Below are 13647 nucleotides of genomic sequence, written 5' to 3'. Positions count from 1 at the left end.
ATGACGTACTACAATCATTATCGTGGACAGTGGAATTTAAAAAAGCTGCCGCCTGTAAAATACAGACAGCAGCTTCAACAAGTTGCCTAGGCTTTTTTAAAATGTCCTTTACAAAGGGTACACTTTAATAAACGGACGGCCTTTTTTTCAAATATTTAATGGTAGCTGTTTGAACCGTTTGCAGAACTTGAGGTTTTATTCCCTTTACTGCCTTTAGCTTTTTGTTTGGTACTGCCATCTTTTTTTGTATGCTTTGTCATTTTGTTTTCCCCCCAAAAGTTAAGACGGGATGAGCTCACTAAGTCCTCCCGTTCACTTCTAGTGTGGGCAGATAAATGATTTTCATAATGGGGATTTATTAACAATTTTCTCGGTTTTTTTCACTATAAAATGCATTAATTTCTCCCCCTAAAATAATGACAAAGGCAGAGCTGTACAACCAAAGCATTAACACAATAATGGCTCCAATACTTCCATACGTGACAGAATAGTTACTAAAATTTCCAACATAATAGGACAAACCTAGAGAACAAATAATCCAGCCAACCGTAGCAAAAGCAGCTCCAGGAAAGGCACTTCGACAGCGTAATTTCACATTGGGAGCAATCCAATACAATCCTGTGAAAATAAGGAACAAAATCACTGCACTTACCACTAAACTCAATGTATTCCAAAGCCTTAAGAATTCACTCGTATAGCCAAATTGAGAAAATAAAAACAGTCCGATCTCCCTACCGAATACTGGCAAAATAATCGCTACAATAAAAACTAAAATCATCCCGAAAGTCAGCATTATGGCCATTCCACGAGAAACAATAAAAGATCTGCCTTCTTTTACATTATATGCTTTGTTAAACGCCTTTACGATGGAATGAATTCCATTTGAGGCAGACCAAATCGTACCTATAATTCCGAAAGATAATAACCCACGATTACGATGGGTCAAGATCTCATTCACATTTTTCTCAATAAGATCCATCGCCTCAGCTGGTGCAAACCCTCGAATCACCCCTAATATATCTTGATGAGGGATTGGGAGATAAGGTAATAATGTAAAAATGACAATCAAAAGCGGAAATAGTGAAAGAAGAAAATAATAGGCCAATTGGGCACTCATTCCTGGAATATCATCTTCTTCAATTCTGTGCCAAAGCAATCGAATCAAGGAAGAGCGAACATCTCCATTATTCTTCATCATCACCTCTCCTTTGTTGCTTTAATGATATTCCTTATCGTTCATCTGTACTGAATCAGCTTTAGGTGTAAAGGATTCTTTTGTATCCTTAATAGCATCTGTCACTTTTGGAGTCAGATCTCTCAAATCCTCTACCTTGTCCATGATAAAAGCGACATCCTCGTTTACCTGTTCAAAAGTAGACTTCAACTTTGCTGCTGTATCCTTCATTTGATTGACGATTTCAGACCGGTTTTGAACCAAATAAGAAACCTTACCAGATACCTTTTGGACATTCTCCTTCATCGTTTCGCGAGTTTCTCTATCTAATAAGCTAATGGCGCCTCCGGCAATAGCCCCAAGGAAGATCCCCTTCCAAAAATAATTTTTCCTAGTCATCTTAACCTCTCCTTGTTCTCTATTTATTAATAAATGAAATTACTGCCAACATTATACCCTATTTAAATTTTTATTGACATCTACCCATAGGAATGAAAAGATAAGAAAAGCGAAAGCTCCCTGCTAAGCGGCGTATGGCTTCCTCCCAAAAGCTATCGCTTTCGGTCGTGCGATGTGGATGCTGCCGAAGCCTTCCTTGTGGAGACTCTCCAACTAAGATAAAGGAACACGGTGAGCCGAATGGCCATTCGATGTTGACTTATCATAGGGCGAAGACTGATGAATAATAACAGCTAGGGCGCTGGAGTTGACAGATCTCGAAGTCGATAAATATTATCTTATTTTTTCGGAAAAGCATGACGTTGAAGAATAATAACAAGAAAGGGTGACGGCCATGGACTTATCACAAAAATCGGCAGAAAACGTGGAATACATGATAGAGAAAATTAAAGAAAAATTAAAAGTACTGAATCTTGGTGCAATTAAACCTTCCCACTTTGACGAAGAAATGTACGAAGAGTTAAAAGAAATTTACGAAATGGTCCAAAGAAAAAACTCCTTCAGTCCTAGTGAAATGCAGGCACTAGCTGAGGAACTGGGCAACTTACGAAAAAAATAACAGATCCAAAGCGGATCTGTTATTTTTTATAACTACTATTCCTGATTCGTTAAAATAATTGGGCCTTCTTTTGTAATGGCTATCGTATGCTCATACTGAGCGGAATACGTTCCATCTACAGTCCTAGCTGTCCAGCCGTTTTGATCCATCTTCGTGTAGAACGTTCCAATATTAACCATTGGCTCGATCGTAAAAACCATCCCCTCTTTGATCCGAGGTCCTTTTCCTGGTAACCCATAATGAGGAACATCCGGCTTTTCATGAATGACAGACCCAATCCCATGGCCAATAAAGTCACGAACAACGGACAGCCCCTCCGCCTCAACATAGGTCTGAATAGCGTGTCCGATATCACCAATACGGTTTCCTGGTACAGCCTGTTCAATCCCCTTATACAAAGCTTCCTTTGTCACTTTTAATAAATGCTGAACTTCATCCGAAACCTTGCCAACTGCATAAGTCCAAGCTGAATCCGCTAATGCTCCATTGTAATTCACAACCATATCAATTGTGACAATGTCTCCTTCCTTTAAAGGCTCCTTCCGAGGAAATCCATGGCAAATTTCATCATTGATACTTGCACATGTTGCATATTGATATCCTTTATAGCCTTTTTGTTCAGGAGTGGCATTATGTTTTTTTAAAAATTTCTCAACGAATTCGTCAATTTCCCAAGTAGTGATACCTGGTTTAATAAGTTTGGCAATTTCTTTATGACAAGCCGCAAGGATTTCTCCTGCCTTTCGCATTGCTTCGATTTCACGTGGTGATTTAAGGACAATCATTTGAATTACCTGCCTTTAAATAATAAATTGTATCTTTCCACATCTTTGTATGAATAACAATGGCGGAAAAGAGAATAGTAATTACTTCATCATATTAGCATCAACCTAATATTAACCTCATCTTCGAATTTTTTCAAAAATACAATTAGATTGGGAAAATGGTATTCAATGTTCTATATCATAGTTCTTTTCTGTTCTTTTTGATAGAATGTTTTTATAAATACTATTTATTAGGTGTGTGGGATATATGATAGGAGATCGTGTAAAAAAATTTCGCCAAGAAAGGAAAATGTCACTTTCTGAGCTTGCAGAACAAGCAGGAGTTGCAAAGTCATATTTAAGCTCTTTAGAGAGAAATCTCCAAAAGAATCCTTCTATACAATTCCTAGAAAAAATTGCAGCTGTATTAAATATCCCTGTTCAACAATTAATTCAAGAACAAATGGACGAAACGGAACTAGATCCTGAATGGATGAATTTAGTCAAGGAAGCAATGAATTCCGGTGTATCAAAAGATCAATTTCGTGAGTTCCTGGAATTTAATAAGTGGCGGAAGAACCAAAATAAGAATTAAAATGACCCCTATTACTCAACAATTAATGATATACCAAATAAAAAGCATCCTGCAAAAATGTTACATTTCGCAGGATGCTTTTTTTCTTAAATTATATGTACCAAAAATTTCTCCTGATAAGGCTTCCTGAAAAAAAGCACGAATTTCTTCCACCGATAATCCTAATTTTTTTGCTTCCAATATGAGATCCATCCATTCTAAGTCAATCACTTCTGCCTGCGCATTCATCCTAATCATCGTTTCACTCCTAAAATACTAATCGTATTCCAGGTAGCCCGGCCATCATAGTAATTTCTTACCTTAGATCCTCGGCTTTGCGTCCCTGCTTTTCAACAAGTTTGCCTTTTTCTGCACCTGTTAACCTTAAAATGATACCTTTATCCTCTTTCTTCTCCATAAATCTGAGTTTTTTTCAGTTCATTCTGACTACTCAAATACATTATATATAGTCCTTTCCTAATAGGGTGTTGGATTTTGTCACATTTTTTTCACTTTTACACTTTATTTTCTGACAAAATTTAACATTATCCATCATTTTCCTTCAGCCCAAATAAAGATCCTTCTATTAAAAAACACCAATAAATTTTGTCTAAATTGTGACAGATTACATATAATGATATTAAATATTATTAATATTCAAAATTTATTAAAGGAGATTAATGATGACAATCATTCATGTTTTAAACTTTTCCATTCCAATCGCTTTTATCGTATTGGCTGGTTATTTGCTTGACAAGATGTGCAAGCCAGGGAAACAAAAAGAAAAAACTGGCGGAGAGTGATTGAAATAAACACTTTGCCAGTTTTTTTATTTGAATCTTTTTTCGATTTTATGTTCATAGTTTTTAAATAGAGCTGAATGAGTCTGTACCCCTCTTTTTGACATGATTTGATTCAAACGAAGAAGCTTTTCATTTAATTTCTTTTGAAGTTCCGCTTTTTCTACACGATCATCACAATTTTTCAATAAGTTCTCAATCGTCATCATTTCTTTGTGTAGGGAACTTTCCTCCTCCGTATAGCCGGCGTTTTTCATTATTTTATATGCCATGCGGAGTTCTTCAGGAATGCTTGACAAATCCTCAAGCTCTAGAGGTTTTCCATATCCCTTTAGATTGTCAAATTCCCCGTCTTTATATGCCTTTCGAATCCGTTCTTCAGCAATAATATGAAACAAATCCATGTTTTTTCCTCCTAAAAAAATCCCACTATGTTCATTATAGCAGGGTTGAAGTTGTCATTATATGTTAATGTCTAACAATTGGATTGATTTGCTCTTCTGTTGGGAATGCTACATCCGAGGAAGAAAGGAGTGGTAAGAATGGGACGTGGACATCATTTTAATCACAAAAATAAGAACCATCCTGGGGATTTCCCTAAAAATTCAATTACGGAAAGACATTCCAGAGATGCAATTGGGGATGAGGAACTAATTGTTGTCCAGGAAGTTTTTAAAAATAGGATCGAAACAGAGGAAGAACGCCAAGATACTGGACGCGTACTCCCTGAACAAACAGAAGGATAAGGCGTGAGTATTGCTCACGCCTTTATTTTATGAGGCATGTTCTAGAAACATCCATCCCAATTTGAACATCTAAGGGGGCTCCTAAGTCCTCAAAGACTATGAATCATAGCCAAATCCGCCCCCTTTCGATAAAATGGTACCTTATCTTAAAATGATTCTTTTAATGTTCGCATAAATTGGGAAAAATCTATGGTTTTTAGCCACTCCGCCAGCTTTTCGATATCTTTTGAAAAGATCCGGTCTTGTTTCATAGATGGTACCAACTCACGGCCTTTTTCATAAAAATTCTTTGTCTGAACGGCCATTTTGTCAATACCCCGATACTCCACCGCCTGCATCGCGCATATCATCTCAATGGCTAATACTCTTCTTGTATTTTGGATAATTTGATACGCATGTCTAGATGCAATCGTCCCCATACTCACATGATCCTCTTGATTAGCTGAAGATGGAATGGAATCTACACTTGCTGGGTGTGCCAGTGTTTTATTTTCAGAAACAAGAGAGGCAGCCGCATATTGCATGATCATTGCTCCAGATTGCAAGCCAGGCTGTGGACTTAAAAATGGAGGAAGATCATTTAATTGAGGGTTCACTAATCTCTCAATCCGTCTTTCTGAAATATTGGCAAGCTCTGCAACAGCTAGTTTCATAAAGTCCATTGCAAAGGCGATAGGCTGTCCATGGAAGTTCCCACCTGAAATCACCATTTTTCCATCATTAAAAATCAAAGGATTATCTGTAGCCGCATTCATTTCAATTTCCAATTTTTCTTTTACATAATCGAGTGCCTGCCAGGTTGCCCCATGTACCTGTGGAATACAACGAAGGGAATAGGCGTCCTGAACCCGGAGTTCGCCCTGCATCGTCGTTAATAAACTATCGCTTAAATATTGACGAATTCTTGCTGCTGAATCGATCTGTTGTTTATATCCCCTTGCAACATGAACCTCTTCGGCAAATGCATCTATGATTCCGTTCAATCCTTCCATCGTCATGGCGGCAATAAGCTCACTTTCGAAGGCGAGCTTCTCCGCTTCCAAATAGCCAACAACCCCCATGGCTGTCATTGCTTGGGTACCATTAATTAATGCAAGTCCTTCCTTCGCTTCTAATGTCAGTGGGAGCATTCCTTCCATTTGAAGTGCCGTCAAGGAATCCATCCGTTTACCTTTGTAAAAAACTTCCCCTTCTCCAATAACAACGAGAGCAAGATGGGAAAGTGGCGCCAAATCTCCGCTAGCTCCTAGCGACCCCTGCTGTGGAATAACAGGGATGATATCTTTATTGACGAATTCGATTAGACGCTCAATAACCAATGGCCTAATTCCAGAAAAGCCTTTTAAAAGGGCATTGGCACGAAGGAGTACCATTGCTTTAGAAACGACCTCAGGGAAGGGCTCTCCCACTCCACAAGCATGAGATCGAATGAGATTTAATTGAAGATCTTTGACATTTTCTTTTTCAATAAGAACATCACTAAACTTTCCGAAACCTGTATTTATTCCATATACAACTCTACGTTCAGAGACTATCTTCTCAACAGCTTCTCTACTCATTTGTGCAGCTCTTAAACTTTCCTCCGAAGCACGCACCTTTTTCTTGTTAAATAATACTTCCTTCATTTGCTCCAAAGTTAAACTATTCCCTGTTAAAGTAATCATTTCTCCCACTCCTCTACCACTTTAGTAAAATAAAGAAAGAGGCTGGATTCCATTTCATTTAGATTTGGAATCCAGCCTCATGTAAATACAAACCATCTAGTTTTATTTTTTGAAGATGTCGCATAATAATCATCCATTCTTATTCTAATTATAATTGTGATAATAATTTTATGGGATTGTGCGATTTCTGTCAATTGAATTTTCTGAATCTTTATATCATAATAATTTTTCACTAGTTTTTGAATACATTAAAACGGTACACTGAGCTAATTCCTAGGTCCTTCTATTCCAAAACAGCAAGCATTTTCGCTATACTATAAAAGGTAATATAGTGCATTACCTGAAAGGAGTAGTTATGAAATCTCTTGTTCTTGCAGAAAAACCAAGTGTAGCCCGTGATCTCGCCCGCGTGCTCGGCTGCACCCATCAGCATAAAAGTTATATTGAAGGAAAGCAATATATTGTAACATGGGCGCTTGGTCATTTGATCGAACTGAAAATGCCTGAGCATTATGATACAAAATATAAAAACTGGAAATTAGACGACCTACCAATCATTCCTAAGAAAATGGGATTAAAAGTAATTAAACAAACGAGCCATCAATTTAAAGCGATTGAGGGATTAGCGAAAAGAAAGGATATAAAAGACTGTATTATTGCTACAGATGCCGGACGTGAAGGTGAACTAGTGGCGCGTTGGATTCTGGAAAAAATCCACTGGAAAAAACCTATTAAAAGATTATGGATCTCTTCACAAACAGATAAAGCCATAAAAGAAGGATTTAAACAATTAAAGCCGGGAAAACAATTTGATGATCTATACCATTCTGCTGTTTGTCGTGCCGAGGCAGACTGGTTAATCGGACTTAATGTGACTCGGGCTTTAACAACTAAATATAAAGATCCCCTATCGGCAGGAAGGGTACAGACACCAACCCTTGCCATGATTTTTGAACGGGAACAAACCATCCAAAAATTTGTCCCGAAAGAATATTGGAACATACAAGCAAATATAGGCAAGCTTTCGGCTAACTGGGAAAAGAATAATGAGCAGCGCCTTTTTGACAAGTCCACAGCGGAACAAATTCTAGAGAAAGTAAATGGCAAGAAAGCGATACTAAAGCAAATCGGACGAAAGAAAAAATCCGAACCACAACCATTGCCATATGATTTAACAGAATTACAAAGGGATGCGAATAAGCGATTCGGTTTCTCGGCAAAGAAAACACTAAACGTCTTACAAAGGTTATATGAACAACACAAATTGGTCACTTATCCTCGCACAGATTCCCGTTACCTAACAACGGATATGACGGCAACGATGATCGAACGCCTTCAAGGGATGGCATCAGGCTATATGGATGAGGTTCGCCCACTGCTTGCTGCCAAAGGGAAAATCTTTGCGAGACGTGTTTTTAACAATGAAAAAGTAACGGATCATCATGCGATTATTCCAACCGAACAACGTCTGAATTTAAGTGAACTGGATACAGATGAACGGAAAATCTATGATTTGATTGCCCGCCGTTTTCTCACTCTTTTCTTACCTGCTTATGAGTATGAAATCATTCACGCCACTTTCGACGTAGAAGGTGAAACCTTTACCGCAAAAGAAAAGGTTGTCATCAATTTAGGGTTTAAAAAAGTATTTGGCAAAGAAAAAGTTGAATCGGAATCAAATGTTGTAGAAAATTTGGTCAAAGGACAAGCTTATTCAGTACGGGATGTAACTATTCAGCAAAAATGGACGGAACCGCCACAACGTTATACTGAAGCAGATGTTTTATCACAAATGGAAAAATTCGGCCTAGGAACCCCTGCAACAAGGGCGGAAATCATTGAGAGACTGGTTGAGACGGAGGTAGTAGAACGACAAAACGGACGTTTCTATCCAACTAAAAAAGGCAAGCAGCTGATTGAGCTGGTGAATGAGGAATTAAAATCACCGGAGTTAACCGCAAAATGGGAACAGGAACTTGAAAAGATTTCAAAAGGAAAGGCAAATCCAAAAACCTTTTTACAAAAAATCCGCCGTCAGACTGAACAGCTGGTTTCAGAAATTAAATCCAGTGAAAAAACCTATCGGGCCCATAACTTAACTGGCTCCAAATGTCCGGAATGTAACTCCTTTTTAAAGGAAAGAAATACAAAAGAAGGAAAAATCCTTGTTTGCTCCAACTTAGATTGCCGTTATCGCAGGAGAAAGGATCCGAAGCTTTCCAACCGCCGTTGTCCGCAATGTCATAAGAAAATGGAAATGCACGAAGGAAAAGCCGGATTATACTTCCAATGCCGACCATGTAATGTTGTGGAAAAAGCGGAAGAAAGAAAAAAAGCGATTAATAAACGTGAGGAACGTAAACTTCTACAAAAATATTCGCAAAAAGATGATTTTGGTACGAGTTTAGGGGATTTGCTGAAACAAGCATTACAAGATAAGAAGTAATTGAGAAGATAGGCACATTGGCGCCTATCTTTTTTTCTTGTCTTGCGTTCCCTGCGAATAGTATGATGAATGGGTAAGAATGACGGAATGAAACTGAGGATATTTCTATGAAAATACGAGATTGGGATTCAAATCTAAAAGTCCGCCTATTTGCCGAGGCGGCCATGAACATCACTTACTGGATGTTTTTCCCTTTTTTATCCATCTATTTTGCAGATGAATTTGGAAAAAGTAGGGCCGGATTTCTGTTGGTTTTTTCCCAGATTTTTTCAGTTATAGCAAATTTATTGGGAGGCTACTGTGCTGATCGTTTTGGACGTAAGCGTATGATGGTATTTTCTTCGATTGGCCAAGGACTTTCTTTTTTCGTATTTGGTGCAGCAAGTTCACCATGGTTACAATCACCCTGGTTAGGATTTATCTCTTTTGCCTTTGCCGGTATTTTCGGTTCTCTTTATTGGCCAGCAAGCCAAGCCATGGTGGCTGATGTAGTAGATGAAAAACAGCGCAGTGGTGTTTTTGCCGTTTTTTATACCTCCCTTAATATTGCTGTCGTGATCGGCCCACTATTAGGTGCTATTTTTTATGTTCAATACCGTTTCCAGCTGTTGCTTTTAGCCGGGGTGGTATGTATCGCGCTTGGCTTCGTTTTGACGAAATGGACTCGTGAAACAGCACCTGTAAGTAAAGGAGCCACTTCATCCGTCAGCGAAAAATGGTATGATGTCTTAAAAAATCAACTAAAGAATTACAAACAGATTATTAAAGATAGGACATTCTTGTTATTCATCATAGCTGGGGTGTTAGCTGGACAGACCTTTATGCAATTGGATATGCTGCTGCCTGTTTATATTAAGGATGTTGTGAAAGAGCAGAGTCTGTTTTCGATTGGGGGATGGTCTCATATCGTAGCTGGTGAACAAGCATTTGGGATTGTACTCGCTGAAAATGGTTTCCTTGTTGCTATGTTTACTGTTGCAGTTACGAAGTGGATGAGCCGATATTATGAACGTAATGTATTTGTCCTTTCTTCTATTGTTTATGCGCTTTCACTTGTATTGTTTAGTCAAACTGAATGGATTTGGGGGCTTATCCTTGCGATGGCGGTTTTTACATTTGCCGAGCTAATGGGTGCCGGATTACAGCAAAGCTTTGTTTCTAAGATCGCGCCACCGCATATGCGAGGACAGTATTTTGCTGCTTCTAGCCTGCGTTTTACCATCAGTCGAACCATAGCTCCACTTTCCATCCCAATGACGGTTTGGATTGGTTACAATTGGACATTCTTTGTTCTATTTATTTTAGCTCTATTTAGTGCCGCTCTGTACTGGCTAATGTTTTATACATTTGAAAAGAAATCATTAAAATGGGGACCCTAAAAGGATCCCCATTTTGGTTAATTCACATTTTTGTCAAATATATGTGCCAAAATATTAACAATTACTCCTATTACTAGTATACTTAACTTGTAAAGCTTTTACATTTTTTTAGAGGCGGTGGAAATATTGCAATTAGCTCACTTCTTGTCCCCCACTTCATGGTCAGGGATTATCACTTTCCTCATCATTTTTTCCGCAGGTGTTTACTTAAATATAAAAATATATGGAAGCAAACTACAGTAGATCGCCAAACTTTCTACTGTTTTTTTATTTTTCTTAATATTCTACACATTAATTAGTTCCTTTTTCCAAATAAAAAAGCTAAAATAAAATTAACCTACATACAATACCTCAGGTTTATTCACAAATATTCTTTAATAAGGAGATTAGACAAATGACTGATTTTCAAAAAAAACTTGAGAAATATGCAGAGCTAGCCGTAAAAGTTGGGGTGAATATTCAAAAAGGGCAGACCCTTGTAATCAATGCCACTTTGGATGCAGCGGAATTTATACGTTTAGTTGTTAAAAAAGCTTATGAAACGGGCGCACATAATGTCATTGTCAATTGGAGTGATGATGCAATCACTAAAACAAAATATGAATTGGCTCCGGATGAGGCCTTCAACGAGTACCCTATTTGGCGTGCTAAAGAGTTGGAAGATTTAGCGGAAAAAGGCGCCGCATTTATGTCCGTTATATCTTCAAGCCCTGATCTTTTAAAAGGTATAAATCCAGAACGAATTGCCAATTACCAAAAGTCGGCCGGGAAAGCGTTATCAAAATATCGTCAGGCAATTCAATCCGACAAGGTAAGCTGGACGGTCATCGCCGTTCCTTCTCCAGCTTGGGCAGCTATGGTGTTCCCAGATGAACCTTCAGACAAACAAGTAGAAAAACTTTGGGAGGCCATTTTCAAAGCTGTTCGTGTCGATTCAGAAAATCCAGTGGAAGCATGGAAGAAACATGATCAAACACTTCACGAAAAAGTTGACTACTTAAATAAAAAACGCTATTGGAAACTTCATTATAAGGCACCGGGAACAGATTTAACAATTGAGCTTCCGAAAAACCATCTGTGGGTTGGAGCCGGAAGTATCAATCCTAATGGGGTAGAATTTATGGCTAATATGCCGACGGAGGAAGTCTTCACTGTTCCTCTAAAAACTGGAGTCAACGGTACAGTTGCAAGTACAAAGCCGCTTAGCTACGGAGGGAATATCATAGATCGTTTTTCCCTTACTTTTGAAAATGGAAAAATTGTCGATGTAAAGGCAGAAGAAGGCGAAGAAATCTTAAAGAGACTTGTTAATACGGATGAAGGATCTCAATACCTTGGAGAAGTGGCCCTTGTCCCACATAACTCACCAATTTCACAATCAAATATTTTATTCTTTAATACATTGTTTGATGAGAATGCCTCTAACCATTTAGCAATTGGAAGTGCCTATTCATTCTGTATTGAAGGTGGCAAAAATATGTCCCCTGAACAACTGAAAGAAAACGGGCTTAATGAAAGTATTACCCATGTTGATTTCATGATTGGTTCTTCTAAAATGGATATTGACGGAATTACTGCCGACGGGAAAAGAGAACCAATCTTCAAAAACGGGAACTGGGCATTTTAACCCTAGAGAGTGGCGTATCGCTTCCATTCTCGAAGTCCAAACAAAAAAAGCAGGATGTCCCTCCTGCTTTTTTTGTACTTAATAAATACATAATACCATAGACTTTTTCATCCAAACTCATCATGTTACAATTAAATGATAGTAAACAAGGAGGATGAAATATGTGGAATGAGTTTAAGCAATTTGCAATGAAGGGAAACGTTTTAGATCTTGCTGTCGGGGTTATCATCGGCGGTGCGTTCGGAAAAATCGTCTCCTCTCTTGTTGAAGATATACTAACACCAATACTTGGCCTATTATCAGGAGGAATCAACTTTACAGATCTCATGATTCAATTCGGAGAGGCAAAAGTGAAATATGGGCAATTTATTCAATCCGTTCTAGACTTTTTTATCATTGCCTTTTCCATTTTTTTATTTATCAAAATCATAAACCGTTTTAAGAAAAAAGAGGAACAAAAATCAGACGAATTAATCATCGATCGGACGGAAGAACTATTAACAGAAATTCGTGATTTATTAAAAGAACAAAAAGAAAACTTTACAAAAAATGAAACATCTTGACCACTTTTTCGTATATGTTACTAGTATAGAATTTTTTATGAGGTGAAGGAAAATTGTATACACAAACATCTGCTAATTTTATGCCTTCTGTTTTGAGGACATTTGCCCTATCATTAGCATTTGCCTTTTTAGGCACAATGGCGGGAGTATTTGTTCCACCTGCCTTATTCTTGCCACTAGCTATTTTAGAATTTGTTATGATTCTCGCTGCTGTTTTCTTTAGAAGAAAGAAAGCCATCTCCTATTCATTCTTGTACATTTTTACATTTATTTCTGGTATCACTTTGTATCCTATTGTCGCTTATTATGCTTCTACTGCTGGGGCTAATGTTGTTGGAATGGCCTTTGCCACTACTGCGGTAGTATTTTCAGGCGTAGCGATCTATGCTGCGAGGTCTAAACGGAACTTCTCCTTCTTAGGTGGATTCCTGCTGGCCGCTTTACTGGCATTAGTAGCCATTTCGATCTTTAATATTTTCTTCCCATTAAGCAGTACGGGTATGCTTGCCTACTCCTTTATCGGAGTCTTGGTTTTTAGCGGATACGTTCTTTTTGATGTAAGTAGAATGAAACATTACGGAGTCCGCGCAGAAGAAGTTCCATTAATGGCATTAAGCTTATACTTAGACTTTATTAATCTATTCGTCAGCATCCTACGTATTTTTGGCATTCTTTCAAGTAATGATGATTAATAATAGAAAAGAGGGTGTCCTAAAAGAAAACTTTAAAATGGTACCCATGTCAAGGACACTTTAAAAAAAGAGGTTAAGCAGCTAGAAGATGATTCCTATACTGAATAGGGGTCATCTTTTTTAAATTCCACTGATAGCGGTAATTGTTATAGTAAACCATGTAATGATTAATTTTTGACTTCAATTCCTTCAATGTTCTT

The 13647-nt window shown here is 37.9% G+C and carries 16 protein-coding genes and 1 riboswitch; of the genes, 9 read left to right on the top strand and 7 right to left on the bottom strand.

Annotated elements, in window-relative coordinates; genetic code table 11:
- A partial coding sequence (locus tag GZA11_RS17075) for an IS3 family transposase (RefSeq protein WP_328822053.1) occupies nt 1–90 on the top strand: 90 nt, incomplete at its 5' end.
- A 268-nt stretch (nt 91–358) separates the two neighbouring features.
- On the opposite strand, the gene GZA11_RS15100 is transcribed toward GZA11_RS17075, so the two are convergent.
- Nucleotides 359–1195, bottom strand: a complete 837-nt coding sequence (locus GZA11_RS15100) for a YihY/virulence factor BrkB family protein (protein ID WP_038539687.1) — start codon at nt 1193–1195, stop codon at nt 359–361.
- 21 nt (nt 1196–1216) lie between these two features.
- Entirely contained in the window at nt 1217–1573 is a 357-nt protein-coding gene (locus GZA11_RS15095) for a YtxH domain-containing protein (protein WP_038539682.1), read from the bottom strand.
- 394 nt (nt 1574–1967) lie between these two features.
- Between GZA11_RS15095 and GZA11_RS15090 the strand changes: the two genes are divergently transcribed.
- The gene (locus GZA11_RS15090; protein WP_038539679.1) at nt 1968–2192 is read left to right on the top strand and encodes a DUF1128 domain-containing protein; all 225 of its coding nucleotides are present in this window, start codon (nt 1968–1970) and stop codon (nt 2190–2192) included.
- A 35-nt stretch (nt 2193–2227) separates the two neighbouring features.
- Here GZA11_RS15090 and map read toward each other — a convergent pair whose 3' ends face one another.
- A complete protein-coding gene (map, locus tag GZA11_RS15085; protein WP_038539678.1) occupies nt 2228–2977 on the bottom strand; it encodes a type I methionyl aminopeptidase in 750 nt (249 codons plus the stop codon).
- A 247-nt stretch (nt 2978–3224) separates the two neighbouring features.
- Between map and GZA11_RS15080 the strand changes: the two genes are divergently transcribed.
- Nucleotides 3225–3551, top strand: a complete 327-nt coding sequence (locus GZA11_RS15080) for a helix-turn-helix domain-containing protein (protein WP_038539675.1) — start codon at nt 3225–3227, stop codon at nt 3549–3551.
- A 60-nt stretch (nt 3552–3611) separates the two neighbouring features.
- Here GZA11_RS15080 and GZA11_RS15075 read toward each other — a convergent pair whose 3' ends face one another.
- Complete coding sequence (locus GZA11_RS15075) at nt 3612–3788, bottom strand: anti-repressor SinI family protein (protein WP_081905133.1); 177 nt, start codon at nt 3786–3788, stop codon at nt 3612–3614.
- A 29-nt stretch (nt 3789–3817) separates the two neighbouring features.
- A riboswitch (cyclic di-GMP riboswitch) is annotated at nt 3818–3904 on the bottom strand.
- Between the two features lie 455 nt (nt 3905–4359).
- A complete protein-coding gene (locus GZA11_RS15070) occupies nt 4360–4734 on the bottom strand; it encodes a DnaJ family domain-containing protein (RefSeq protein ID WP_038539672.1) in 375 nt (124 codons plus the stop codon).
- 138 nt (nt 4735–4872) lie between these two features.
- On the opposite strand from GZA11_RS15070, the gene GZA11_RS15065 reads away from it, so the two are divergent.
- Nucleotides 4873–5076, top strand: coding sequence for a hypothetical protein (locus GZA11_RS15065; protein ID WP_038539669.1), 204 nt, complete (start codon nt 4873–4875; stop codon nt 5074–5076).
- Nucleotides 5077–5222: 146 nt separating this feature from the next.
- Here the strand turns inward: GZA11_RS15065 and hutH are convergent, their stop codons facing one another.
- Complete coding sequence (gene hutH, locus GZA11_RS15060; protein ID WP_038539666.1) at nt 5223–6740, bottom strand: histidine ammonia-lyase; 1518 nt, start codon at nt 6738–6740, stop codon at nt 5223–5225.
- Between the two features lie 355 nt (nt 6741–7095).
- Here hutH and GZA11_RS15055 point away from each other — a divergent pair, with 355 nt between their 5' ends.
- The 5 genes from GZA11_RS15055 (at nt 7096) to GZA11_RS15035 (ending at nt 13447) form a co-directional block, all read left to right on the top strand.
- Nucleotides 7096–9186: a DNA topoisomerase III gene (locus GZA11_RS15055; protein WP_038539664.1), complete on the top strand. Its 2091-nt coding sequence runs from the start codon at nt 7096–7098 to the stop codon at nt 9184–9186.
- A 107-nt stretch (nt 9187–9293) separates the two neighbouring features.
- Nucleotides 9294–10565: an MDR family MFS transporter gene (locus GZA11_RS15050; protein ID WP_163184309.1), complete on the top strand. Its 1272-nt coding sequence runs from the start codon at nt 9294–9296 to the stop codon at nt 10563–10565.
- Between the two features lie 394 nt (nt 10566–10959).
- Complete coding sequence (locus tag GZA11_RS15045) at nt 10960–12192, top strand: aminopeptidase (RefSeq protein WP_163184308.1); 1233 nt, start codon at nt 10960–10962, stop codon at nt 12190–12192.
- A gap of 161 nt (nt 12193–12353) precedes the next feature.
- Complete coding sequence (mscL, locus tag GZA11_RS15040) at nt 12354–12755, top strand: large conductance mechanosensitive channel protein MscL (RefSeq protein ID WP_163184307.1); 402 nt, start codon at nt 12354–12356, stop codon at nt 12753–12755.
- A gap of 53 nt (nt 12756–12808) precedes the next feature.
- Entirely contained in the window at nt 12809–13447 is a 639-nt protein-coding gene (locus tag GZA11_RS15035) for a Bax inhibitor-1/YccA family protein (protein ID WP_163184306.1), read from the top strand.
- 73 nt (nt 13448–13520) lie between these two features.
- Here the strand turns inward: GZA11_RS15035 and GZA11_RS15030 are convergent.
- On the bottom strand, nt 13521–13647 hold a 127-nt coding region (locus tag GZA11_RS15030; protein ID WP_163183607.1), incomplete at its 5' end, for an IS3 family transposase.

The organism is Neobacillus sedimentimangrovi, assembly GCF_010614825.1.
GTDB classification, from domain to species: Bacteria; Bacillota; Bacilli; order Bacillales; family Cytobacillaceae; genus Neobacillus; species Neobacillus thermocopriae.
The sequence above is the reverse complement of the archived record's forward strand: the minus strand, read 5'-3'. Positions and strand labels throughout refer to the sequence as shown.